Genomic DNA, 21,633 nt, shown 5'->3' with positions numbered 1-21,633 from the left:
TGTAAGGAAAGCCTAATTTTCATACCTGTACTTGGGTGAACAACATGTCGATTGTACCACGGTAGAGGTTATTTGAGAACGTTTTCTTAGGTGAATAATGACCAATTGTCCTTTGATATTTTGCTTCGAGGGTCATGAATACTCCAGCCAGTCCATATATTAGTTGTGGGTAGATCGCAATTTTATATATAAATGGAGTGAGTCACTTGAGTGGACAACCGGCGGTGCAGCAGTTAGTTTTGGATATTTCCGGAATGACATGCGCAACATGCGCAGCACGAATAGAAAAGGTTGTAGGAAGAATAGACGGTGTTGAACGAATAAATGTCAACTTAGCGCTGCACCGGGCTTCTGTGGCAATTATTCCGGATAAAGCCAGCATGGAGCAAATTGAAAGCAAAATAGAGCAGTTGGGATTCACTGTTCGTAAGCGAAGCTCTTTTGCAGCCAAACAGGAGCTTCGGGATGCTGACGATTCGTTTGAGATTCGACGCACCGGCTTGAGGTTTATAATCTCATTTATACTAATGCTGCCTTTTATTTGGGCTATGGCGAAACATCATGACTTCTCATCGGCCTTATGGGTTCCTGACTTAATCGTCAACCCCTGGTTTCAATTGGCCATTGCAACACCGGTGCAGTTTATCATAGGTCTCCCTTTTTATGTAAAAGCTTTTCATGCTTTGAAAAATGGCAGCGCCAATATGGACGTACTGGTAGTAATGGGTACTTCAGCTGCTTATGTATACAGCCATTATCTGATGTTTCATCCTACTATGGGTCATGCTGCTCATGAGGCATCGGGCGTGGTGAGCCAGCATGCAGCATTGTATTTTGATGCCAGTGTGATGATTATGACCATTGTCTGGTTCGGAAAATGGCTGGAAGCGATAGCACGCAAAAGAACATTAGGCAGTCTGCAGCAAATGTATGCACTGCGCCCTGTAACGGCACATGTCGTGAGGGGAGGCCAAGAGTTTCGGGTTCCATTCGCTGAGATATGCAGCGGGGACCTTCTTATTGTACGCCCGGGTGAAAGTATTCCGGCCGACGGTTATGTAGTTGAGGGCCATTCCGCTGTTAATGAGGCGATGGTCAGCGGAGAGAGTATTCCGGTAGACAAACAGCCGGGAGCTCGTGTAATCAGTGGAACGATCAATACTAACGGTGTATTGAAAGTGAAGGCGGTTGAGGTAGGCGCCAGCTCGACATTGGCGCGAATGATAGGGTTAATGGAGGAAGCTCAGACATCGAAAGCTCCTATTCAACGATTGGCGGATAGTATTTCCGCCGTATTTGTGCCTGTTATTATTGCATTGGCATCAGTCACATATGCCATATGGTATTTGCTCCTGGAGCCGGGTGAAGCCGGAGGGGCGCTGGAGAAGGGAATATCGGTGCTGCTTATTGCTTGCCCATGCGCACTTGGATTGGCTACACCTACATCGATATTGGTTGGTTCAGGCAGGGCAGCCCAATCGGGCATTTTATTCAAAGAAGGCAAGCATTTGGAAATAGTTCCCCGTACTGATGTGCTGCTTCTGGATAAAACCGGAACCATAACGGTTGGTTTACCTAAGCTGGTCGGAATTATGGCGGTGCGCGGATCCGAGTCATCGTTACTTCGCACACTTGCGGCAGCAGAGCAGCATTCCGAACATCCGCTGGCCCACCCAATCGTTGAGGCTGCAAAGCTGCAAAGGCTGGTTCTGCCGGAATGCGGGAGCTTCGCTGCAATCCCAGGGCATGGGATTCGTGCTAACGTTGAAGGAAGGGAAGTGCTTGTGGGAACACGCAAATGGCTGCTGGAGCAGGGGGTGCCTCCGCTTCCTGCATTCAACCGCATTGAGCGATGGGAGCAGCAGGGTTGCAACGTTGTGTTTGCAGCTATAGACGGAGCCTGGGCCGGCGCTGTTGCTTTGAGCGACATCATTAAGCCGACGTCACGCAAGGCAGTGCAGCAGCTTAATGCGCTTGGAATCACAGTGATGATGGTGACCGGTGATCATCGGTCTACCGCCGAGGCAATAGCAAGACAAGCCGGAATTCGGCATGTTTTTGCTGAACGACTGCCGGAGGGCAAGGCGGCATTGGTTAAGGAGCTGCAGGAGCAAGGCCGCAAAGTAACCATGGTGGGCGATGGCATTAACGATGCTCCGGCCTTGTCTGCTGCGGATATAGGTATAGCTGTGGCTCGTGGAACGGATGTTGCCAAGGCGGCGGCAGATGTCATACTGCTAAAAAACGATTTGAACGGTTTAATCCGAATGATCCACATCAGCCGCAGTACGATGCGCGTTATCCGGCAAAATCTCGGATTTTCGCTGCTTTATAATGCGATGGCGATTCCATTTGCAGTCAGTGGTTATCTTGCTCCCTGGATGGCCTGTACGGCTATGGCATTCAGCTCCGTAACCGTATTATGCAATGCATTAAGGCTGCGTCGTTCTTAATAAATTATGTAATTTGCGAATATGGATGAAAGAAGCTGGCAATTGAGGAAGGGGAAAGTAAGTCTGACTTGAAGGAGTGTTCTTTATTGTAAATATGGATGGTCTTATGCTCGCCGCATTGACCGGTATTCTGGGAGCCCCTCACTGTATAGGTATGTGTGGAGGAACGGTCAGCGGCTTTGCTCTTAATGCCGAGGCGAGTGCGTTTCGTGCGGTTTCTGCATATAATCTGGGCAGAATAACGACCTATACGGGGCTGGGGGCCCTTATGGGAACTGTGGGCTCCTTCGTGGAAACGGCAGGGAAGCTTGCCGGGCTGCAGGGGATAGCGAGCATTGCAGGCGGAGTACTTATTTTGCTTTGGGTTTTTAGAAAATACGCAATTCCTTTGGGCAGCTGGGGACCTCTGCGAATTCCTTTTCTCAGAAGCTTATCACTGAAGCTGAAAAACCGCAGAGAAATGAGTGCCATCTATGGCAGCGGCGTGCTGCTTGGGTTTATCCCTTGCGGGATGACCTACGCGATGCAGATGAATGCAGCATCCAGCAGCGGAGCATGGAGCGGAGCCTTGATTATGGCAGTGTTTGGGCTAGCAACACTGCCTGCGCTGTATTTTGCCGGTTTGTTCGCCGGAGTATTCAAGAAATCTCTGCGCGGTAAGCTGCTCTGGGCCGGTCAAGCTGTGGCTATATGGATTGGCGTTCTATCTGTGCTGCGCGGGATGGCCGCTAACAGCTGGATTCCCAGCATACATCCGTGGTTGTGGTGAAGAAGCGAGGGTACTCTTTGTAGATGTTAAGGAAATCTGTCTTTAATTGATGACAGTCGATTATGCGATTCACGAGCGCGACTTTATTTCCAGCGCGCGCGAATCCCGGGCGCACGTTGCGGGATTGCATAGCTGTCGGTCGAACCCCACAGGGGGTTCCCCATCGATTATCGGCGTACCGTCAAAAAAGGATGCTCAACTGTAAACGTCCGCCCATCTAATTGCACTTTCACTTCAGCTGCTGATTTCCCAGCCATCAACGGAATTCCGTCCCCCTGATAAACTCCAGGCTTGATTTCCTTAGCTTTGACTGTACTGGTTCCACAGAACATATCAGGCATATAGATCGTTATGTCCACCGTAGCTCCGCTTGCGGGTCGTTGATCAGCATTATGAATTGTGACTGTGAACGGATTATGCTTCAGCATGACGGCCTCTGTTGAATTGGTCAAACTCACTTGAAACGTGTAAGGTTCCTGCACAAGCTCTGTTGTCGGCCTGTAAGAAGGTGAAGCCGCACCTATACCGGCTCCGGTCATCAGCCATCCCAAAAACGCAATGACAGCAAGCACAGCCGTACAGCAGAAGATCATGTTGCCCCGATTTATGATCATATTATCTACCTGCTTTCCTTGAGCATAAGCTGATAATCAATAGTACAGCCTCATCGAGAGGAGTTCGAATGAAGCTCTTCTAATAATTATCGCGGCACGCGCAGGTTTATGCCTTTTTCGACTAGCAAGGTAAGACTTAGGTGTGCCTGCAGGTCCATGCTTATGCTTATATTCATTCGCTGCTTGGCGCATTAGGAGTCATTCCTGTAATGAAACAATTTGAGCTTTGAATGAAAAATGCACCTCTAGAGTACTGGGAATCGTTCCGGTAAGAACAAACCCACATACGAAAAGGGGCGCACATAGGAAGTATAAAATGAAACAGAAACAGAAACAGAACAGAAACAACGTATTACGCGAATTACAGAAGGTACTCTGGTTGTTGGTGCAAATATTGCGAAAAAGATTCATGTCGATCGAGCCGTATCGTGGAATTTCGTGATATTGAGCTTGGCACAAAAATTGTGTTTTTCATAGCGATCGAGAAGGCTTAATGAAGCTAACGGCGTGGATGACGGAATAGCGTATATCCATTTTTTGGATAAAACTTTAGTTGATAAAAAACGCCATGCGGCGTCCTGTATGTACAATTTACGTTTGTGCTTGATAACAGAAGAGGGAAGAGGGGAGATGGGGATGGAGATGGGGATGGAGTGGAGATTGGGATGTGGCACCACGGGCTACATGGGCATTTCTCTAGGTAGTGCAGATTGCGGTCGACAATGGATTTAGCAGGAATTTATCCAGCTATTAGGCCTGCTTGGTTGTTTTATATCCATATAACTGGAAATCCTCCTGCTAATTTCACCTATATCGATCAATTCTGTCCAATAGCGACCAATTTACGTGAGGTTTTCCAGTTAAATTGATTTTTAACGAGATCCATGGAGAATTAGCAGGAGAATTTCCATGTATTACTCGACGCATGCGAATCATGGGCGTATGCTACGATGCTGCATGGAGCTTGGTCGAATACTGCAGCTAAACGAAAATCATAGACTTCAGTGAGAAGTACATGATTTTCCTCCAAACAGTTCAGAGCGATGAATCCATTTAACTTTCAAGAATGTAGGTCATAATCGGCTGCGCAGTCCTCAAGGACGAATCCTTCAATCTTTACTTTCCTGCTTCACGCCACGCTGAGCTTGAATCCAACGTCGCGCCTCCTCTATTTGAATCGGCATAGAGGCGCGATCATCCCATAAACCTTGGAACAGCTGAGCCACTGGAGGAAGGTCCAGGTTAGCCTCCTCCAGCAGCTGCGGATGCTCGCAGAACAGCTCTCTCGGGCTCATATTCCCCAAGCAAGCCCCGTCCTTCACGACGATTACATGATCGGCCCATTCGGCAACAAGCTGCATGTTGTGAGTTGCGATAATGACGGTTTTCCCATTCGTTATAAGCAGCTCCATTATTTTCTGGATATGCTTTTGTCCGGATGGATCAAGAAAAGCCATAGGCTCATCCAAAATAACCACATCCGTATCCATGGCTATAACGCCGGCCACAGCTACCTGCTTCTTCTGTCCGAAGCTCAGCTCGCTTGGATTCAGGTCAGCCAGATGAGCTACCCCTACCAGCTCCATACTTTCCATGGCCCGCTGCTTGGCTTCCCCTGAGGAAAGCCCCAGTTGTGTCGGTCCAAACGCTACATCATCCTTCACTGTCATTGAGATGATCTGATCATCCGGATCCTGGAATACAACTCCAACCCGCCGTACAAGCTCAGCTTGTATTTGCTTATTCAAGCGTTCTCCTTTAAATAGGATTTCACCGGATTCTGAGCTGAACAAGCCATTCATATGAAAAATCAGCGTTGATTTACCGGCACCGTTTGGTCCGACAATGGCTGTTTTTTTGCCTAGTGGTATAGCGAAGCTGATTTCATTAAGAGCTGCCGCTCTATCCTGCTTGTAGCGATAGCTAACCTTGTTAAATTCAAAGACGGTTTCAACCGGCTTGCGCATCGAATCTACCTTATCCACCCTAATCACCGCCCCATAATATCGTACACAAAAACAATCAATACCGGAATCAACCACACCGGCATGAGAGCCCAATCTGCTGCCGCTGCCGGGGCAAGCTCCAGCTGGGGAGGGATGCCTCTATAGCCCCGAGACATCATCCCCATATATATTCGCTCAGACCGCGCAAGCGAACGAAGCAGCAGATTGCCGAGCAGCTGCGAGAGCACAGCGTAGCTCGACCATGAAAAGAAGCTGCGCTGCTTCATCCCCCGGCTGCGCAGAGCTTGAAACATCCGGACTGCCTCCTCACGGATTACATCCGTAAAGCGCAGTGTAAACAATATGAGCTCAATAAAGATTCCCGGCACCCGCAGCCGAACCAAAGCCTGGAAAAATTCCGGCAATGTCATCCGGTAAAAGAGCAATGTCAGCAGCTGTAAGGTGAAGAGCAGTCTCGTGGCATAAATGGATGCCTTTTCCACTCCATACATGGAAACGTCAAGAAAGCCCACATGAACTATGAAGCGATCCTCATACAAGGAGAAGAACAGCAGCGAGAATACGATAAAAGGAAGAGCAAACCGCAGCCGACGCCATAAATAGGAGAGAGGAACTCGGCACAACGCGAGCAATAGCTGTCCGTATGCAAGCAGAAAAATAAGCGTATCCAAATGCTTGATGGAGACGCCCATAATAATTAAGATAAGTACGATTATAATTTTATAAGGCGGGTATTGAATAAGAAAGCTCATCGGTTGCGCCCTGTGAGCAGTTTGCCAATCAGAAGGAAGAATCCGAAGGTAAGCGCAACTCCCAATAATCCTGCCAAGCTTGAGGAGAACCATGAATCCATCCCTGGAATCGCATAATCTGGCAAAGGAGATGGTAGAATGCTAGCGGCAGCATGCTCTATGTAGCCTGTTTCTTCACCTGCTTTTTCAAAGCCATCCGGGCTTGAGGAAGCAAATAATGAAATAAATCCTCCGATAACCAACGATACAATAAACCAGCTTATAATATTTTTTTTCATTGAGTCAACGACTCCTCTTGTCTAAGTTGAAACGATGATCGAAGCGCGAACGGAAGAACGATTGCTGTAATGATGCCTTCTCCGATCCCGATGAAGGTGTGCCAGAATAACAATGCTTTTACCCCTGTTCCAAAAGGTACGACTCCGGATAAGGCCAGTTCAACTGCAACTACCAATGTAACGGACTGGACGCTGAGCCAGCTGGTTATAAATATTTTTACCGACCGCGGAATAAAGGAAACGGATCGCAGAAGGCGGTATACAAGCGCAGCGGCACCGGGAGCCAGAATAGCCATGTTCAACAAATTAGTGCCCAGAGCGGTAATTCCTCCGTCCTGAAAGACGATTGCCTGGATGGCGACTACGGTTGTCATTATGAGTGTAGCCGGCCAGAAGCCAAACAACAAAGCGGCTAAAGCTCCTCCGATAAGATGACCCGAGGTTGCTGCTCCGAGCAAAGGGAAATTAATCATCTGCGATGCAAAAATAAAAGCGGACATAACGCCCATCACAGGTACGGCGCGATATTGCAGCTTGCTTCTGGAATACTGCACGCTTTTGGCCAGCACAGCCACCGTAACAACTGCAGAGGACGCCCACACTTTCGGATCCAATATACCATCAGGAATATGCATGTTTCATTCCCCCAATTTTTCATATAAAAAACAGTATTATCATATCACTGTGGCACGAAACTGTAAATGCGTAACACAGATTTTTGTCAGTTATTCCAATGGGAAGATGCAAGGGTTAGTGGTAAATTATAGGGTATAACGATTAGGGAGATGATAAGCTTGGAACGTAAACGTATATCGAAAACTACTCTTGATGCAGCTGTTATTTGTTTAGGGACATCTAATATAGGAAGTACGATCAGCAATGAGGATTCCAAAGACATTTTGGAAGCTTATACGGCTAATGGCGGAAACTTTCTTGATACGGCAGAGGTATATGCCAACTGGCTGCCGATTGAACCAAACAGCAGCGAGCGATTTCTTTGCAGTTGGATGAAGGAGCATGGGAATAGAAGCGAGATGATAGTAGCTACGAAGGGAGGGCATCCGCTACTGGATCAAATGTCCGTTTCCAGATTATCGGCTGAGGACATCCGCATCGATCTCGAAGGAAGTTTACAGCGGCTCCAAACTGACTATATTGATCTGTATTACTTGCACCGGGATGATCCGGCATTGCCTGTCGAATCGATGATTGAAGCATTGGAATCTCATGTCCGCAAAGGGAATATACGCTATTATGCTTGCTCCAATTGGAAATTGTCCCGGATGGAGGAGGCCCGCAGGTATGCAGAAGAGAAGGGCTATAACGGGTTTGTGGCTGTAAGCAATCTTTGGAGTTTAGCTGAGGTTAACAGGGAGGCTGTTAATGACCCTACTGCAGTTCTTACAGATCATGAGCTGCTTGCCTGGCATAAAAGTACGGGCATGCCGCTTATCCCATACTGCTCGCAAGCGAATGGTTTTTTTAGTGGCAAATACCAAAAGGGGATGGAGGCAGATCCTGCTTTGGCTGGCAAATTCCGCAAGTATGGAAACGAGACGAATTTCGCGCGTCTGGAGCGAGTAGAGCAAGCTGCTAGCGAGCATGGGGCAACTTCGAATCAAATTGCTTTAGCTTGTCTTTTGAAGCAGTCGTTTCCTGTATTTCCCGTAGTTGGCTGTAAAAATAAAGAGCATTTAATAGACAGTTTAGGCGCTGCCAATATTGACCTTAATCCGGAAACCGTTTCTTACATAGAGGGGACCCTTTAGCCGAATACCCCCAACAATGATTTAAATAACTACTTGGAAAGAAGCAGCTTTTAAATTAATCTTATTATTGCAGTGTCATTTGTGAAATCATAAATAGCAATTTAGATAGAAGGCTTGGAGTTAATTTTGTGATAAATGTGCACTGTGTAACCAATGAAGAACAAAGATTACAGAGAGGTATCTCACCATGGATAACGAATCGTTGTTAGTCAAAGTTCGCCAAATGGAGCATCAGTTTATTACACATTGGATCAATGCTTTAAGTAATGAATCCCCAGGGGACGCGAATAAAGAGGAATTATTTAATAGAGGGCAGGCATACTTTCAGTATATTACGGAGCTGCATATTCCTTTCGAGAAACATCCGGTTGTGCTCAAAGCTGTGGATTGGGCCAGGACTGTTGAAAAGGATGAGGGAACAGTGAAGTGGATTATTAGCTTTTCGCATCTATGGCGGAATTCATTGCTGGAAGTAGGCGGAGATATATTGTCTTTAGGACTTTTCAAGCAGATTAGTGCTAGAATCGATCATTTTGAAATTATGCTGTGCCATGCCTGTTGGGAAAAAACGGTTTTGTGGATGAAGGAGAAGGATTGTGAGTTTGATCGTTTGCATGAGGATAGAATCAATCTGATTGGCAAAATGGCTTCCAGCATGGCGCATGAAATCCGCAATCCGCTCACATCGATAATAGGATTTTTGAAATTAGTTCGTTTAGGGATACATCAACAGACTTTTGAAAAAGTAGACAGTTACCTCGATATTATAGAGCATGAGTGTGATAACATTCTGAAGCAGGTAACAGGCTTTCTGAGCTTCTCCAAGCGCCCGATGATAGAGGAAGGACTTGTATATGTTTCTGCGAGACAAATACTCGATACTAACATATCACTGCTTAGTCCGCGACTCATTGATGAAAATGTAGACCTGCTGCTTGCTGTACCGGAGCAAGTGAAGCTTAGGGTTCAAAAATCAGCTATCCAGCAAGTATTGTCCAATCTTTTGAACAACGGAATCGATGCTTTATCTGCACTTAAATCGAATAAAAAGATGAGTATCTCCTGTTCCGAAGACAGCGGTTACATCTATATACGTGTGAGTAATAACGGGCCTTCTATACCCGCGGAGATGGCCCAAAGGCTCTTCACTCCTTTTGTAACCAATAAAGAGCATGGCACAGGGCTTGGGCTTGCCATATGCAAGCAAATTATGGCGAAGAATAATGGAGAAATTTCATTTACAAGCGATGATTCGGAGACAGCATTCTTGCTGACCTTTCCTAAGAAAAGGAAGGTGACGGAGTCCGGAGTTCAAGTAGTTTCATAATTAAATAAAAGGACGCCCGCAGAGCAGGAGCCTGGTATTGCAGGGTATTCGGCAGGGTGACTAAAGATTATTGGTTCTGCTCCCACCACTTTAGATAAGAGAATGGGTCCACAGAGTGCCAGGATGGAGTCGTGCTGTAGATGCCGAAGTGCAGATGCGGATCGAACAGGTCCTGAGTACCTTCCGGACCATAGCCTGTGCTGCCGACATAACCAATGAGTTGACCTTTCTTAACGATGCTGCCTTTTCCAATGCCACTCGCATAACCATTCAGATGAGCATAATAGAACTGGGTCGTATCATTAACCCGAATGGTGACACGCCATCCTCCAAGCTCATTCCAACCAAAGTTAACGATCTCACCGTCTAATACACTGTAAACCGGTGTACCCTTCTTGGCAATTATATCAACGCCTTCATGCTTGCGGATCTCATCACCGTTGGCAGACCAGTACCGTTCGTCGGCATAATTATTTTCAAACGGCTGGGTATAGGTTCCTTTAGCTAATGGAAATTTTCCGTCTGCGAATAAAGCAGGCTTAGCCAGGTTTGAAGTTGAAGGTGCGGAAGGTGCAGCAGATGTTGCGGGTGCAGTTGTTCCAAACTTATCGGGAATATTCAGCTTTAAACCACTCCAAATATTATTGGGATTGCTGACTTGGGGATTCGCAGCAATTAATGCCTCCAGGCTTACGCCTTGCTTAACGCTAATATTCCACATCGATTCTCCATCCTTAACGGAATATGTAGCAAGTCCGGGAACTTGAAGTGTTTGACCAGGATAAATCTCACTCGATGTAAGCTGATTTACCTGAGATAATTTATTTGTAGTCGTATTGTACGTTTGTGAAATTTTCCATAGGCTGTCTCCGGACTTTACCGTATACACTGCTGCTTGGGCAGATCCTCCAAATAGCAGCACACCTGCTGTCATTACGGCAATTCCAGTTGTAATAGCTTTCTTCAAATCTATCAGCTCCTCTATAGATGTAATTTACTAATTTCATATAAATACATTCTTATGATAACGAAACCATTTCCTATTGGGTACCGAGAAATATTGGAAATAGTTTGTTAGCAGAGATCTTATTGGTAATAATAGCAGGAGCTGCTGAGGCAGCTCTATTTGTCATTCTTGATAAACAATGGAGGTTTACGCAAATAATTGGAGTGTAAAATTAATAGTTGCATTTGATATATGTATGCGATATATTGCATATTAAAGGAGATGCTTATGCCGATACCTACCAATTATTCAACGCCGATTAGAATGTCAGCCAAAGAACGCGCGTTGTCGCAAATACAAAGATGGATTATAGATGGAACTCTACAACCAGCAGAAAAGTTGATTGATGCCGATTTAGCAGAAGTATTGGGTGTCAGCAGAACCCCGATTAGGGAAGCCTTGCAATTACTGGAGGTTCAAGGGCTTGTAGAAATGCATCCGGGAAAAGATACAAGGGTAAAGAACATTGAAAAAGATGATATTTTGAAAATGTATCCGACTCTTGCTGCCTTGCATTCTCTCGCTGCTGAATTAGCGGCATCGCTCATCTTGCCTGAGCATATTGAGCAGTTAAAAGGGCTTAACGCTCAGTTCACTGAAGCAATCGAGAACGGGCAGCCTTATCAAGCGATGGAATTGGACGAGCAATTTCATAATCTCATTGTTGATGTATCCGATAATTCGTATATTTCGTCATTTAGTTCATCGCTGCAAATTCATATACGCCGTTTCAAATATGTGTTTCTGAAACAACGCTTCACATCAACTCATGAATCCGTTTTGGAGCATGCAGCTATAATTAGCGCTTTGGAGAACCGTGACCAAGAGAGAGCGGCAGCTATGATGAAGCAAAATCTATTAAGACCTATGCGCGAGCTGCATGCGCTGATCTAATAATCCATATAAGGAAGGGATGATCATATGTCGGGCAAAGAAGATTTGCGGATACGCAGTAAAGTAATTAGTGAGGGTGTGAATCGGGTTCCGAACCGAGCTATGCTGCGCGCAGTAGGATTTCAGGATGAGGATTTTAAAAAGCCGATGATCGGAGTAGCAAGCACTTGGAGTGAAGTCACTCCCTGTAACATTCATATTGACCAGCTTGCCGTAGAAGCCAAGAAGGGAATCAAGGAACAGGGCGGAGCTCCATTGATTTTCAATACGATTACCGTATCCGACGGGATTTCGATGGGGCATGAAGGTATGCTTTTTTCCTTACCCAGCCGGGAGATTATTGCCGATTCTATTGAAATTGTAGTGAATGCGGAACGTTTTGATGGATTGGTTGCCATTGGGGGATGCGATAAAAATACTCCTGCCTGTTTGATGGCAATTGGCAGAATGAATCTGCCGGCGGTTTATGTGTACGGGGGAACCATTCAACCAGGGAAGCTGGATGGGAAAGATGTTGATATTGTCTCAGCGTTTGAAGCGGTGGGCCAGTACCATGAGGGGAAAATCACCGATGAACAATTGCATCAGGTCGAATGCCATGTATGTCCTGGAGCCGGAGCGTGCGGAGGCATGTATACGGCCAACACTATGGCCTCAGCCGCGGAAGCTATGGGGATGACTTTGCCTGGATCTTCTTCTACCTCCGCTATTGCACGCAGCAAAGCAGAAGAGTGCGCGGCAGCAGGCAAGAGTGTGCTGGAGCTTTTAGAAAAAAAGATATTTCCACGAGATATTATGACCAAAAAAGCATTTGAGAATGCAATAACGGTAGTTATGGCACTCGGCGGCTCAACCAATGCCTTTCTTCATCTGCTGGCTATCGCACATTCGGTTCAAGTGGATTTAACATTGGATGATTTTGAACGGATTCGTAGAAAAGTGCCTCATCTGGCCGATTTAAAGCCAAGTGGAAAATATGTAATGCAGGATCTTAACGATATCGGTGGCGTGCCAGGAGTTATGAAGCTGTTGCTGGAGCAAGGACTGCTGCATGGGGATTGCATGACGGTTACAGGTAAAACCTTGGCTGAAAATCTGGCAGGGTTGGAGCCTTTAAAAGAAAACCAAGTGATCATCCGCCCATTTGACAATCCGTTAAAGCCAAGCGGACCCTTGGTTGTACTGAAAGGAAATCTTGCGCCGGAAGGTGCAGTAGCCAAAATGTCGGGCTTAAAGAAGCTTCGTTTTGCTGGTCCCGCTCGTGTCTATAACAGTGAAGAAGAAGCTACACAAGCTATTATGGCCGATGAAATTCGTAAAGGCGATGTGCTAGTCATTCGGTATGCAGGTCCCAAAGGAGGTCCAGGCATGCCGGAAATGCTTTCTGTGACCGCAATGATTGTAGGAAAAGGACTCGGCGGAGAGGTTGCGCTTATTACCGACGGCAGGTTTTCCGGAGGCTCGCATGGATTTGTAGTCGGACATGTTGCACCTGAGGCACAAGTGGGTGGACCGATTGCCTTGCTGCAAGAAGGGGATCTCATTACAATTGATAGTGAAACGCAAGAAATGAATTTTCAGGTATCTTCCGAGGAATTGGAACTAAGAAAGAAGAGTTGGAAAAAGCCTTCACCCAAGTTCTCGTCTGGCGTATTGGCCAAATATGCCCGGCTCGTATCTTCTGCTTCAATCGGGGCCGTGACAGATTTGGATATTGAATAGTTGAGGAGGGAATGGCAGGTGGATTTTTACGGACAGAAGGTGCTTCCCGCTGTACGCAAAATGAGAGATTTGGAGCTGTTATTAAACAGTCACTTTGAGTACTTGGTACTGTTGGACTGCCATATATCCCAGCTAATGAGTGTATCGCAGCTGGCAAGAAGTCATCAGAAGAAGCTGCTCATCCATGCTGATCTTATACACGGGCTAAAAAATGATGAATATGCTGTTGAATTCCTTTGTCAAACCATAAAGCCGGCAGGCATTATTTCGACGAAAAGTACAGCCATTGTGACGGCGAAGAAAAATAAATTGTTGGCCATTCAGCGGCATTTCCTGCTGGATACTACAGCCTTGGAAATGACTTATAAAATTACGGAGAAAAACCAGCCTGATTTTATTGAAGTGCTTCCAGGCGTGATGCCGCACATTATTGCTGAAATGTGCGGCAAACTGAACATACCGATTCTTGCCGGAGGATTAATACGCACGATTGAAGAGGTGGAGATGGCACTTCAGGCTGGAGCTGTTGCCGTAACAACTTCCCGCAAAGATATTTGGAGCCATTATTAGCACATGCTTACTATGTCTTAAGCTTTTTCTTGCTTCAATGGCTCCGTTGCATCATGGATGTGGCCGTCAAGAGTTTGCATCAGCCCAGCTGAAACCGAAGTTTCCCATCCGAACCGTGCAGCCATGTAGTCCATTACCGGCTGCTTCAAACGTTTTACAGCGTCTATATTGAAATATAACGAGCCTGTTCTGCGGATGAAAAAGTCCAGCGGCGTAACAACCATCTCCGCTTCGATTCCATAGAGCAGGGCAGCGAACCAAGCGGCGGGCAGTCCATGCTGCTTGGCTTCATCGTGATGTGCGATGTATAGCTCAAGCACACGGTCTACGTTGGAGCCGTAGCGGTGTACGAGAACGGCTGCTTCGCTCTCGCTCAATCCGGCGCTGACGCAAGCTCTGATCTTGGTTTTGACGAATGCGTCAAAACCACTCGATCCACCGACCTCTCCGCCGGAGAGACGAATGCTGTCCGTCTTGCAGCCAGGGAATGGGGCATGCCCTTCTTGCTGCAGCTGCGAGGCGACCAGGGTGACGATCCGCTCGGCCATTTTCCGGTAGCCGGTCAGCTTGCCTCCGGCTATAGTGATCAAGCCCGAGGGTGCGATAAAGATTTCGTCCTTACGCGATAGCTCGGAAGGTGATTTGCCGTCCTCGTGGATTAACGGACGCAGCCCCGACCAGCTGGACTCCACATCATTCGGGCCCAGCTTCAATGTCGGGAACATGAAATTAGCCGCGCGCAATATGTAATCCCGATCCTCTACGGTCATTCGTGGATTAACGATATCGCCGACGTAGTTCGTATCCGTTGTTCCGATATAAGTTTTACCATCGCGCGGAATTGCGAACACCATCCGTCCATCAGGCGTATCGAAGTAGATGGCTTGATTCAACGGGAACTTTTTGCCGTCGATTACAAGATGAACGCCCTTCGTCAGATGCAGCCGCTTTCCTTGCTTGGAGCCGTCGATTTCACGGATCGTGTCAACCCATGGACCAGCTGCGTTGACGATCCGTTTGGCGCGCACTTCTACGCTCAATCCAGTTATCTGATCAACAGCCTTGACGCCGACCAGTTTCCCTTGGTCATATATAAGCTCTTCGGCCTTTGCATAATTGACGGCTTTCACCCCGCGCTTCACTGCTTCCTTCATCGTTTCTATCGTTAAACGAGCATCATCTGTACGATACTCGACATAGTACCCTCCACCTTTGAGCATATCCTTACGAAGCAGGGGCTCCTTCGTCAATGTTTTGTCCTTGTTCAGCATAATTCTGCGTTCTTGTCTTCGTACTCCAGCCAGCAGATCATAAACCAGCAGCCCTACTGAAGTTGCCAGCTTGCCGTACGTTCCACCTTGGATAATAGGCAGCAGCATCCATTCAGGATTTGTTACATGAGGTGCATTTTCATAAACGATTGCGCGCTCTTTACCGACCTCGGCGACCAGCTTAAATTCCAGCTGCTTCAAATAGCGAAGTCCGCCGTGAATAAGTTTGGTTGAACGACTGGAAGTGCCGGCTCCGAAGTCCTGCATTTCGATCAAGCCTGTACTCATACCGCGGCTCTGTGCATCCAGGGCAATGCCTGCCCCTGTAATCCCTCCGCCAATAACCAATAAATCCAATGTTTGCTGACCAAGCTCTTTTAAATTCGCTATACGCTGCTCGCTTGAAAAATGTGCTCCCATTAACAATCCCATCCTTTTTTTCTATATGATTACAAACAAAAAAGACCGCAAACATGATCCCATTGCATGGCTTATACATTGGGTATGTTTCGGTCTCTCTGGTTCTCTGACCTGATTATTAACTTGTTAGTGCGTATCATATCATGCTCAGGAAGATTAATCAATACGGTTGACAGTGAAAATGATAGTGTGTTAGATTGCATCTGTGTAAACGTTTTTTATGGTTAAAGGATTGTGGCAGGGGGGGAGAAGCCATGAAACAAAAACGTTATGTTGTGGCGATAGACCAAGGGACAACGAGCTGTAGGGCCATAGTTTTTGATCCACAAGGGGCTATTGTCAGCACGGCGCAAAAGGAATTTACGCAGTTTTTTCCGAAATCCGGATGGGTAGAGCATGATGCGGAGGAAATTTGGCAGGTACAGCTGGAAGTACTTCGCGAAGCGGTAAAGTCGATTGACTTGGAGGAAATCGCAGCAATCGGTATTACCAACCAGCGTGAAACGACAGTGGTGTGGGATAAGCTGACCGGCAAACCGCTGCATAGGGCTATTGTTTGGCAATGCCGCAGAACAAGCGCAATGTGTGAGGAGCTTAAGCAGCAGGGCTGGGAGCCGATTATCCGGAACAAAACGGGCTTGGTGCTTGACGCCTACTTCTCGGGAACGAAGCTGAAATGGCTGCTGGATAACAATCCTGATATCAGGGCTAAAGCAGAGCGGGGAGAGGCTCTGTTCGGCACTATCGATTCATGGCTGATTTGGAAGCTGACCGAAGGCCGCCAGCATGTGACCGATGTAAGCAATGCTTCAAGGACCATGCTGCTCAATATCCATTCCGTGCAGTGGGATGATGACATATTGCAACAATTAAATATACCGAAGGCTATGCTGCCGGAGGTTAAATCATCCAGCGAGGTGTACGGACATACAGAGCTTCTGGGTGCAGCAGCAGCTGTTCGCATTCCAATTGCTGGGGCTGCCGGAGATCAACAGGCGGCATTGTTCGGTCAAGCCTGCTTCACCGAAGGGATGGCCAAAAATACGTACGGTACGGGCTGCTTTGTACTTAAACAAACCGGGGAGAAGCCGGTCATGTCGGAGAAAGGGCTTATTACGACCATTGCCTGGAGCTTGAACGGCAAAGTTTATTACGCTCTGGAAGGCAGTGTATTCAATGCGGGCACCGTTGTGCAGTGGCTTCGCGATGGGCTCGGCATTATCGAAAGCGCCGCTGAGACAGAAGCTATCGCGAGATCGGTAGAGCATACGGAGGGCGTCTATTTCGTGCCGGCTTTTACCGGCTTGGGTACGCCGTATTGGGAGCCTGATGCACGCGGCATGATTACGGGCTTGACTCGCGCTTCAACCAGAGCGCATATTGTTAGAGCTGCATTGGAGTCTATAGCCTTCCAAAGCAGCGAAGTCCTTCAAGTGATGGAGGAAGAGTCCGGTATACATCTGCGAGAACTGAGGGTAGACGGCGGAGCTGTGAAGAACGAGTTCCTCATGCAGTTCCAAGCAGATCTGCTTGGAGTTGCCGTAACTCGGCCTAGGGTCATAGAGACGACAGCGCTCGGAGCTGCGTTTCTTGCTGGGCTGGCGGTTGGATTATGGAGCGATTTATCAGAGCTGGAGCAGCTGAAGGGATACGACCGCTCCTTTAGCCCGGCTAAGGACGAGGCTTACCGCAAGCAGGCGGTTTCCGGCTGGCAGCGTGCGGTAGCTTACCAGTTGGGGCGGTAGTGGAGCGCAAATATAAGCAATTAAGCAGCTAGCCTATTGGTTGAGCTGCTTTTTGGATTACGATTATAGCATTCTCTCGACTAATAAGAAAAAAATGAATATAATCAGACTAACCACGATAAAGGCAAACTTATCGAAACATAAGGACGCAAAGCTACAGATCTAAGGGTTTAAAAAAAACTAAGATGGCTGGGTTGCCGAAGCAGTAAGTAGAAACGATCTTCTCGTGCATGCGATGGCTTTGTCGGTTGTTCAATAGAAAGAATCGAAACATCCGAGAGGTACTAACTTAAAATGCAATTTGATAACTACGACGATCTGATTGGAAAACGCTTGTCACACACTATTTTAGACGCAAGAGGCGTGATGTTGATTCCTAACGAGACTATACTTTTACCTAGCCATGTTGAGAAACTAGAGAAATTCAAGATCGACATCTTTGATATCCATGTTGAGTTGGTAGCAGAAGAACAACAACAATCTGCTGTTGCAACACCACCCGAAGGAAACCGACCTTAGAATTTATACCTATAGATACTCAAGAGTTAGTTAAACGGACGGAAACGCAGATGTAGGAGATCCACGACTTCGTCCATAAAAACGGCAAGGTTCCAGTTTCGGATATTGAAGATAAAGTGCTCCCTTTTATAATGGAAGTCACCAAAAAGCGGAATTTATATCAACTCTTTTCGGAACTCAAATCAAAGGGGGACTTTCGCTATAAACAAAGTGTCGGCGTTGCCGTTATTGCCACGTTGCTCGGAAAGTGGATGCAATGACGAAAGCGAATTAAACTTACTGACTACAGCTGCTAGCCTCTATGATATTGGCTCTGTTAAGCTTCCGCATTATTTGTTGCATCAAACAACATGGTACCAACCTCACGAATTTGAAATAGTAAAAACACACACTACTTTAGGATATGACCTTTTAAAAAGAATCAGGGATGGATCATCGTGTTGCGTTAGTTGCTTTGCAGCATCATGAAAGAGATGACGGAAGCGGATATCCTGCCAAATTAAAAGGAAACCAAATGGATCGACTGAGTAAGATAATCGCCTTGGCTGATGTGTATCTGGCCATGATTTCTGAGCGCCCTCATAGACCATCTTTTGTATTCTATCAAGTCATAAATGAACTCTATACGAATATTTTACAAAATCGTTTTGATCCCGTAATCGGCATGACGTTTTTGAATCGACTCATGTCCTCACAAGTTGGCAGTGACGTCAATTTTATCTGACGAAAGAAAAGGCAAGATCCTGCTGATTAATCCTAACTACCCGACAAGTCCATTAATTGCACTTGAGAATGAATTCATTGATTTGAGCAAAATGAATTCTGTCAAAATAAAAGATATTGTTGGTTGAATGAAATCCTTTGAGTCGTGGAAATAGTTGCTTTCACAATGACCCGGTTTCACACCCGCGGTACTCCGAAGGCGTCATACCTCCTCGCGTTTAAACGTTTTTAACAAAATGCTTATCGTCCCGGTATCCGACTTCTTTAGCAATCTGGCCTAGGCCTTTCGAGGCTAATACAACATTGACATAGCCCCTGCAGGCTAGGTTTTTGGTCAAGACCCCATTTAGTGGACATTGGAAAAAGCACTAGGCTGCAAGCTGGCGTCGCTTAAGCACCACCAAATATGAACTGTTGGAAGCCTGCAATTTAATGGAGAGGACCCGTTTGGGTCCTTTTTCTGTACAGTCGAACTCAGCTTTTCGAGCCATCATGTGCTGTATGAAAGCACCCGTAAATTATAGAAAGAGAGAGCATCCAATAGATACTCTCTCGACATACATATGGAGACGAGCCGTGGTGTTGCAAATCCTCAATTTTTCGTCATTCACTGCCGGAGCCGTTTACAGTCATTAGAAACTGCGGTAATCTATAGGTACATACTGGGAGGCGGCGAATAAATTGGATTTTATAAAGACCGTGCTGCGCCATTTCACACAATACAAACTCTTGTTCGGCCTATTTTTATTCAGCATTTTCGTTGAAGTTGCTTATACGGTTGCCGCCCCTTTGAGCCTGAAATATTTGGTGGACGAGGCCTTTACACCTAGGAACTTTCAAGTGTTCATTATCATTATGTTCATTCTGATCGGCGGCGGATTTTTCAACATTTGTGCAAGCGTGTACGGGGATTACTCGCTAGGGAGGCTGAGCAGCGAAGTGATCCGGAAGCTGAGAACCGAGCTGTTTATCCACCTTCAGAAGCAATCGCTGCCATTCTATCAACGATACAGGACCGGGGATCTTGTCACTCGCTTCGCTGCGGATATGGGTTCCATGGAGAGAGTCATTCGCATTTCGGCTCCCTTCTTTCTGAAAGAGACTTTAAGTATTATGCTCGGGCTCTTTATGCTGTTTTCAATTGAATGGAAGCTCACGCTGGCTATGCTTGCCGGCTCTATGCTGATGTTTCTCGGGCCCAGATTGCTTCAAGGCCGGGCGGCAACCGCCAATGTAAGCTATAAGGAAGCTCAGGAACGTTTCTCCAATACGGTCGATGAGATGGTCAAGGGGCACAAAACCATTAAAGGCTTGCACCAACAGATCAGGTTCCAGGAGCGGGCCCGGAAGCAAATTCACGAGCTGTTTGCCTTTGGCTTGAACTTGCATTTCATCAACTCGTTGATGGAACGGTTGCCTCTAACGGCATTATTAATACTAAACGGAATTATGATGGGCTTCGGCGGGTATTTGATTTTCCATGACCAGATGACGGTAGGCGGCTTCATGGCTTTTTTTACTTTGTTTATGTACGTAGGTCAGTCAGGCTCGAATCTATCGTTTCTGATCCCGAACCTCATAGATTCGGGCATTAGCTTCAGACGCGTCAAGGAAATCTTCGATCAGCAGCCGACTGTTCCCGAAGCCGCCATCCCTACACAGCTTCCTTCTTCTATAACCTCGATCCGGATGGACCGGGTCACCTTTGGTTATACCCCCGAAGCCGATCAAATACGGGACGTCAGTTTGCGAATTGCAGCGGGAAGCTATGCGGCCTTCGTCGGACCAAGCGGCTCCGGCAAAAGCACCGCGTTACAGCTGCTGTCCCGGTTTTATGATCCCAAGCAGGGCACTGTTGTGATAGATGAGTATGACCTGCGTACCGTTAGCGAGGCTTCGTTAAGAAAGCTGTGTACGTTAGTTAGTCAGGATACCTTTTTATTTAACGCCACGATCCGTGACAATCTGCTTCTTGACGGCGTTGAAGCTACGGATGAGGATATCATGGAAGCGGCGAAGCAGGCGAAGATACATCATGTTATCACAAGCTGGCCTGAGGGATATGATACACGGATTCACCATGAAGGGGGATCTTTGTCAGGCGGCGAACGCCAGCGCCTATCGATTGCAAGGGCACTCCTAAGAAATCCGAAGCTGTTGCTGCTTGATGAGGTTACATCGGCGCTGGACCCTGCTACAGAGGCGGATATCAATCAATTGATTCAAGAAATCCGCGAGCACAAGACGATTATATCGGTTACCCATCGGCTGGCTTCTGTAGTGAATGCCGATATCATTTATGTGTTCAGGGAGGGCCGCATCGTAGAATCCGGTTCCCATCAGGAGCTTTTGAAACACAACGGACTCTACTCCAGCCTGTGGGAAAAACAACACGGGTTTCACCTGTCCCAGGACGGGCTTTATGCAACGGTTGAGGTTGACCGGCTTGCGAAACTGCCCTTCTTCGAAGGGATTGAGCCTTCAATGCTTCAAGGCATCTCCGCCCTGTTTTCAACCGAAACTTGCAAAGAAAACGAAGATATTGTTCGTGAAGGAGAGGAAGGCAACAAATTTTACATCATTGTCCGCGGCAAGTTTGAGGTTATAAAGGAAGTCCCCGGAGAGGGTGAGAAGCGGGTAGCCGTCTTGCAGGACGGGGATCATTTTGGCGAAATCGCCTTACTCAAGGACACTCCCCGAAACGCTACGGTAAGGGCACTAGGTCTGTCGGTGCTGCTGTCGGTAAGACGCGAAGCGTTCCATAAATTGACGACAGAATACCCGAAAATCCTATTGACCTTGGAAAGCACGCTTCAAAAACGAATCTAACATCT

Annotated in this window: 18 protein-coding genes and 1 riboswitch; of the genes, 11 read left to right on the top strand and 7 right to left on the bottom strand. The window is 46.9% G+C overall.

From position 1 onward, the window contains the following. The first annotated feature begins 197 nt into the window (after positions 1-197). A complete protein-coding gene (locus tag ACFQ0C_RS06465; protein WP_379365088.1) occupies positions 198-2,453 on the top strand; it encodes a heavy metal translocating P-type ATPase in 2,256 nt (751 codons plus the stop codon). 76 nt (positions 2,454-2,529) lie between these two features. After that, complete coding sequence (locus ACFQ0C_RS06460) at positions 2,530-3,222, top strand: sulfite exporter TauE/SafE family protein (RefSeq protein WP_379365086.1); 693 nt, start codon at positions 2,530-2,532, stop codon at positions 3,220-3,222. A 167-nt stretch (positions 3,223-3,389) separates the two neighbouring features. Here the strand turns inward: ACFQ0C_RS06460 and ACFQ0C_RS06455 are convergent, their stop codons facing one another. From ACFQ0C_RS06455 to ACFQ0C_RS06435, 5 genes are all read right to left on the bottom strand, one after another. Beyond that, positions 3,390-3,836 (bottom strand): FixH family protein, encoded by a 447-nt coding sequence (locus ACFQ0C_RS06455; protein ID WP_379365084.1) that lies wholly within the window; start codon positions 3,834-3,836, stop codon positions 3,390-3,392. A gap of 1,109 nt (positions 3,837-4,945) precedes the next feature. Then, the gene (locus tag ACFQ0C_RS06450) at positions 4,946-5,821 is read right to left on the bottom strand and encodes an energy-coupling factor ABC transporter ATP-binding protein (protein ID WP_379365082.1); all 876 of its coding nucleotides are present in this window, start codon (positions 5,819-5,821) and stop codon (positions 4,946-4,948) included. A 5-nt stretch (positions 5,822-5,826) separates the two neighbouring features. Continuing rightward, positions 5,827-6,555, bottom strand: a complete 729-nt coding sequence (gene cbiQ, locus ACFQ0C_RS06445) for a cobalt ECF transporter T component CbiQ (RefSeq protein ID WP_379365080.1) — start codon at positions 6,553-6,555, stop codon at positions 5,827-5,829. Continuing rightward, complete coding sequence (locus ACFQ0C_RS06440) at positions 6,552-6,833, bottom strand: PDGLE domain-containing protein (protein WP_258211404.1); 282 nt, start codon at positions 6,831-6,833, stop codon at positions 6,552-6,554. The genes cbiQ and ACFQ0C_RS06440 overlap by 4 nt, the downstream gene beginning before the upstream one ends. Beyond that, the gene (locus ACFQ0C_RS06435; protein WP_258211403.1) at positions 6,830-7,468 is read right to left on the bottom strand and encodes an energy-coupling factor ABC transporter permease; all 639 of its coding nucleotides are present in this window, start codon (positions 7,466-7,468) and stop codon (positions 6,830-6,832) included. Before ACFQ0C_RS06435 ends, ACFQ0C_RS06440 begins: the two co-directional genes overlap by 4 nt. A gap of 159 nt (positions 7,469-7,627) precedes the next feature. Here ACFQ0C_RS06435 and ACFQ0C_RS06430 point away from each other — a divergent pair, with 159 nt between their 5' ends. Beyond that, a complete protein-coding gene (locus ACFQ0C_RS06430; protein ID WP_379365077.1) occupies positions 7,628-8,602 on the top strand; it encodes an aldo/keto reductase in 975 nt (324 codons plus the stop codon). A gap of 187 nt (positions 8,603-8,789) precedes the next feature. Continuing rightward, positions 8,790-9,929 (top strand): sensor histidine kinase, encoded by a 1,140-nt coding sequence (locus ACFQ0C_RS06425; RefSeq protein WP_379365075.1) that lies wholly within the window; start codon positions 8,790-8,792, stop codon positions 9,927-9,929. A 67-nt stretch (positions 9,930-9,996) separates the two neighbouring features. Here ACFQ0C_RS06425 and ACFQ0C_RS06420 read toward each other — a convergent pair whose 3' ends face one another. Next, positions 9,997-10,896, bottom strand: coding sequence for a LysM peptidoglycan-binding domain-containing protein (locus ACFQ0C_RS06420; protein ID WP_379365073.1), 900 nt, complete (start codon positions 10,894-10,896; stop codon positions 9,997-9,999). Between the two features lie 267 nt (positions 10,897-11,163). Here ACFQ0C_RS06420 and ACFQ0C_RS06415 point away from each other — a divergent pair, with 267 nt between their 5' ends. From ACFQ0C_RS06415 to ACFQ0C_RS06405, 3 genes are read left to right on the top strand one after another with little or no spacing between them, the layout of a single operon-like run. Further along, positions 11,164-11,829 (top strand): GntR family transcriptional regulator, encoded by a 666-nt coding sequence (locus ACFQ0C_RS06415; RefSeq protein WP_379365071.1) that lies wholly within the window; start codon positions 11,164-11,166, stop codon positions 11,827-11,829. Positions 11,830-11,856: 27 nt separating this feature from the next. Continuing rightward, entirely contained in the window at positions 11,857-13,551 is a 1,695-nt protein-coding gene (ilvD, locus tag ACFQ0C_RS06410; protein ID WP_379365069.1) for a dihydroxy-acid dehydratase, read from the top strand. A gap of 18 nt (positions 13,552-13,569) precedes the next feature. Continuing rightward, positions 13,570-14,121, top strand: coding sequence for a glycerol-3-phosphate responsive antiterminator (locus ACFQ0C_RS06405; RefSeq protein WP_258211397.1), 552 nt, complete (start codon positions 13,570-13,572; stop codon positions 14,119-14,121). Positions 14,122-14,138: 17 nt separating this feature from the next. Here ACFQ0C_RS06405 and ACFQ0C_RS06400 read toward each other — a convergent pair whose 3' ends face one another. Next, on the bottom strand, positions 14,139-15,812 hold the full coding sequence (locus ACFQ0C_RS06400) for a glycerol-3-phosphate dehydrogenase/oxidase (protein WP_379365067.1): 1,674 nt from the start codon (positions 15,810-15,812) through the stop codon (positions 14,139-14,141). Positions 15,813-16,066: 254 nt separating this feature from the next. Here ACFQ0C_RS06400 and glpK point away from each other — a divergent pair, with 254 nt between their 5' ends. The 4 genes from glpK to ACFQ0C_RS06380 all read left to right on the top strand — a co-directional run bounded on the left by glpK (position 16,067) and on the right by ACFQ0C_RS06380 (position 21,628). Then, positions 16,067-17,557, top strand: a complete 1,491-nt coding sequence (glpK, locus tag ACFQ0C_RS06395; protein WP_379365065.1) for a glycerol kinase GlpK — start codon at positions 16,067-16,069, stop codon at positions 17,555-17,557. A 113-nt stretch (positions 17,558-17,670) separates the two neighbouring features. Continuing rightward, positions 17,671-17,759: riboswitch (cyclic di-GMP riboswitch) on the top strand. 92 nt (positions 17,760-17,851) lie between these two features. Beyond that, positions 17,852-18,076 (top strand): hypothetical protein, encoded by a 225-nt coding sequence (locus ACFQ0C_RS06390; protein WP_379365063.1) that lies wholly within the window; start codon positions 17,852-17,854, stop codon positions 18,074-18,076. Positions 18,077-18,503: 427 nt separating this feature from the next. Beyond that, positions 18,504-18,800: an HD-GYP domain-containing protein gene (locus ACFQ0C_RS06385; RefSeq protein ID WP_379365061.1), complete on the top strand. Its 297-nt coding sequence runs from the start codon at positions 18,504-18,506 to the stop codon at positions 18,798-18,800. Between the two features lie 680 nt (positions 18,801-19,480). After that, the gene (locus ACFQ0C_RS06380; RefSeq protein WP_379365059.1) at positions 19,481-21,628 is read left to right on the top strand and encodes an ABC transporter transmembrane domain-containing protein; all 2,148 of its coding nucleotides are present in this window, start codon (positions 19,481-19,483) and stop codon (positions 21,626-21,628) included. Positions 21,629-21,633 lie beyond the last annotated feature (5 nt).

Source organism: Paenibacillus sp. GCM10027630, assembly GCF_042676305.1.
GTDB lineage: Bacteria > Bacillota > Bacilli > Paenibacillales > NBRC-103111 > Paenibacillus_S.
The sequence above is the reverse complement of the archived record's forward strand: the minus strand, read 5'-3'. Positions and strand labels throughout refer to the sequence as shown.

Excerpts from the sequence above, each read along its gene's own strand:
- ACFQ0C_RS06455 (WP_379365084.1), bottom strand. The coding sequence starts at position 3,836 with ATGATCATAAATCGGGGCAACATGATCTTCTGCTGTACGGCTGTGCTT.
- cbiQ (WP_379365080.1), bottom strand. The coding sequence starts at position 6,555 with ATGAGCTTTCTTATTCAATACCCGCCTTATAAAATTATAATCGTACTT.
- ACFQ0C_RS06440 (WP_258211404.1), bottom strand. The coding sequence starts at position 6,833 with ATGAAAAAAAATATTATAAGCTGGTTTATTGTATCGTTGGTTATCGGA.
- ACFQ0C_RS06435 (WP_258211403.1), bottom strand. The coding sequence starts at position 7,468 with ATGCATATTCCTGATGGTATATTGGATCCGAAAGTGTGGGCGTCCTCT.
- ACFQ0C_RS06425 (WP_379365075.1), top strand. The coding sequence starts at position 8,790 with ATGGATAACGAATCGTTGTTAGTCAAAGTTCGCCAAATGGAGCATCAG.
- ACFQ0C_RS06415 (WP_379365071.1), top strand. The coding sequence starts at position 11,164 with ATGCCGATACCTACCAATTATTCAACGCCGATTAGAATGTCAGCCAAA.
- ilvD (WP_379365069.1), top strand. The coding sequence starts at position 11,857 with ATGTCGGGCAAAGAAGATTTGCGGATACGCAGTAAAGTAATTAGTGAG.
- ACFQ0C_RS06400 (WP_379365067.1), bottom strand. The coding sequence starts at position 15,812 with ATGGGAGCACATTTTTCAAGCGAGCAGCGTATAGCGAATTTAAAAGAG.
- glpK (WP_379365065.1), top strand. The coding sequence starts at position 16,067 with ATGAAACAAAAACGTTATGTTGTGGCGATAGACCAAGGGACAACGAGC.
- ACFQ0C_RS06390 (WP_379365063.1), top strand. The coding sequence starts at position 17,852 with ATGCAATTTGATAACTACGACGATCTGATTGGAAAACGCTTGTCACAC.
- ACFQ0C_RS06385 (WP_379365061.1), top strand. The coding sequence starts at position 18,504 with ATGGATCATCGTGTTGCGTTAGTTGCTTTGCAGCATCATGAAAGAGAT.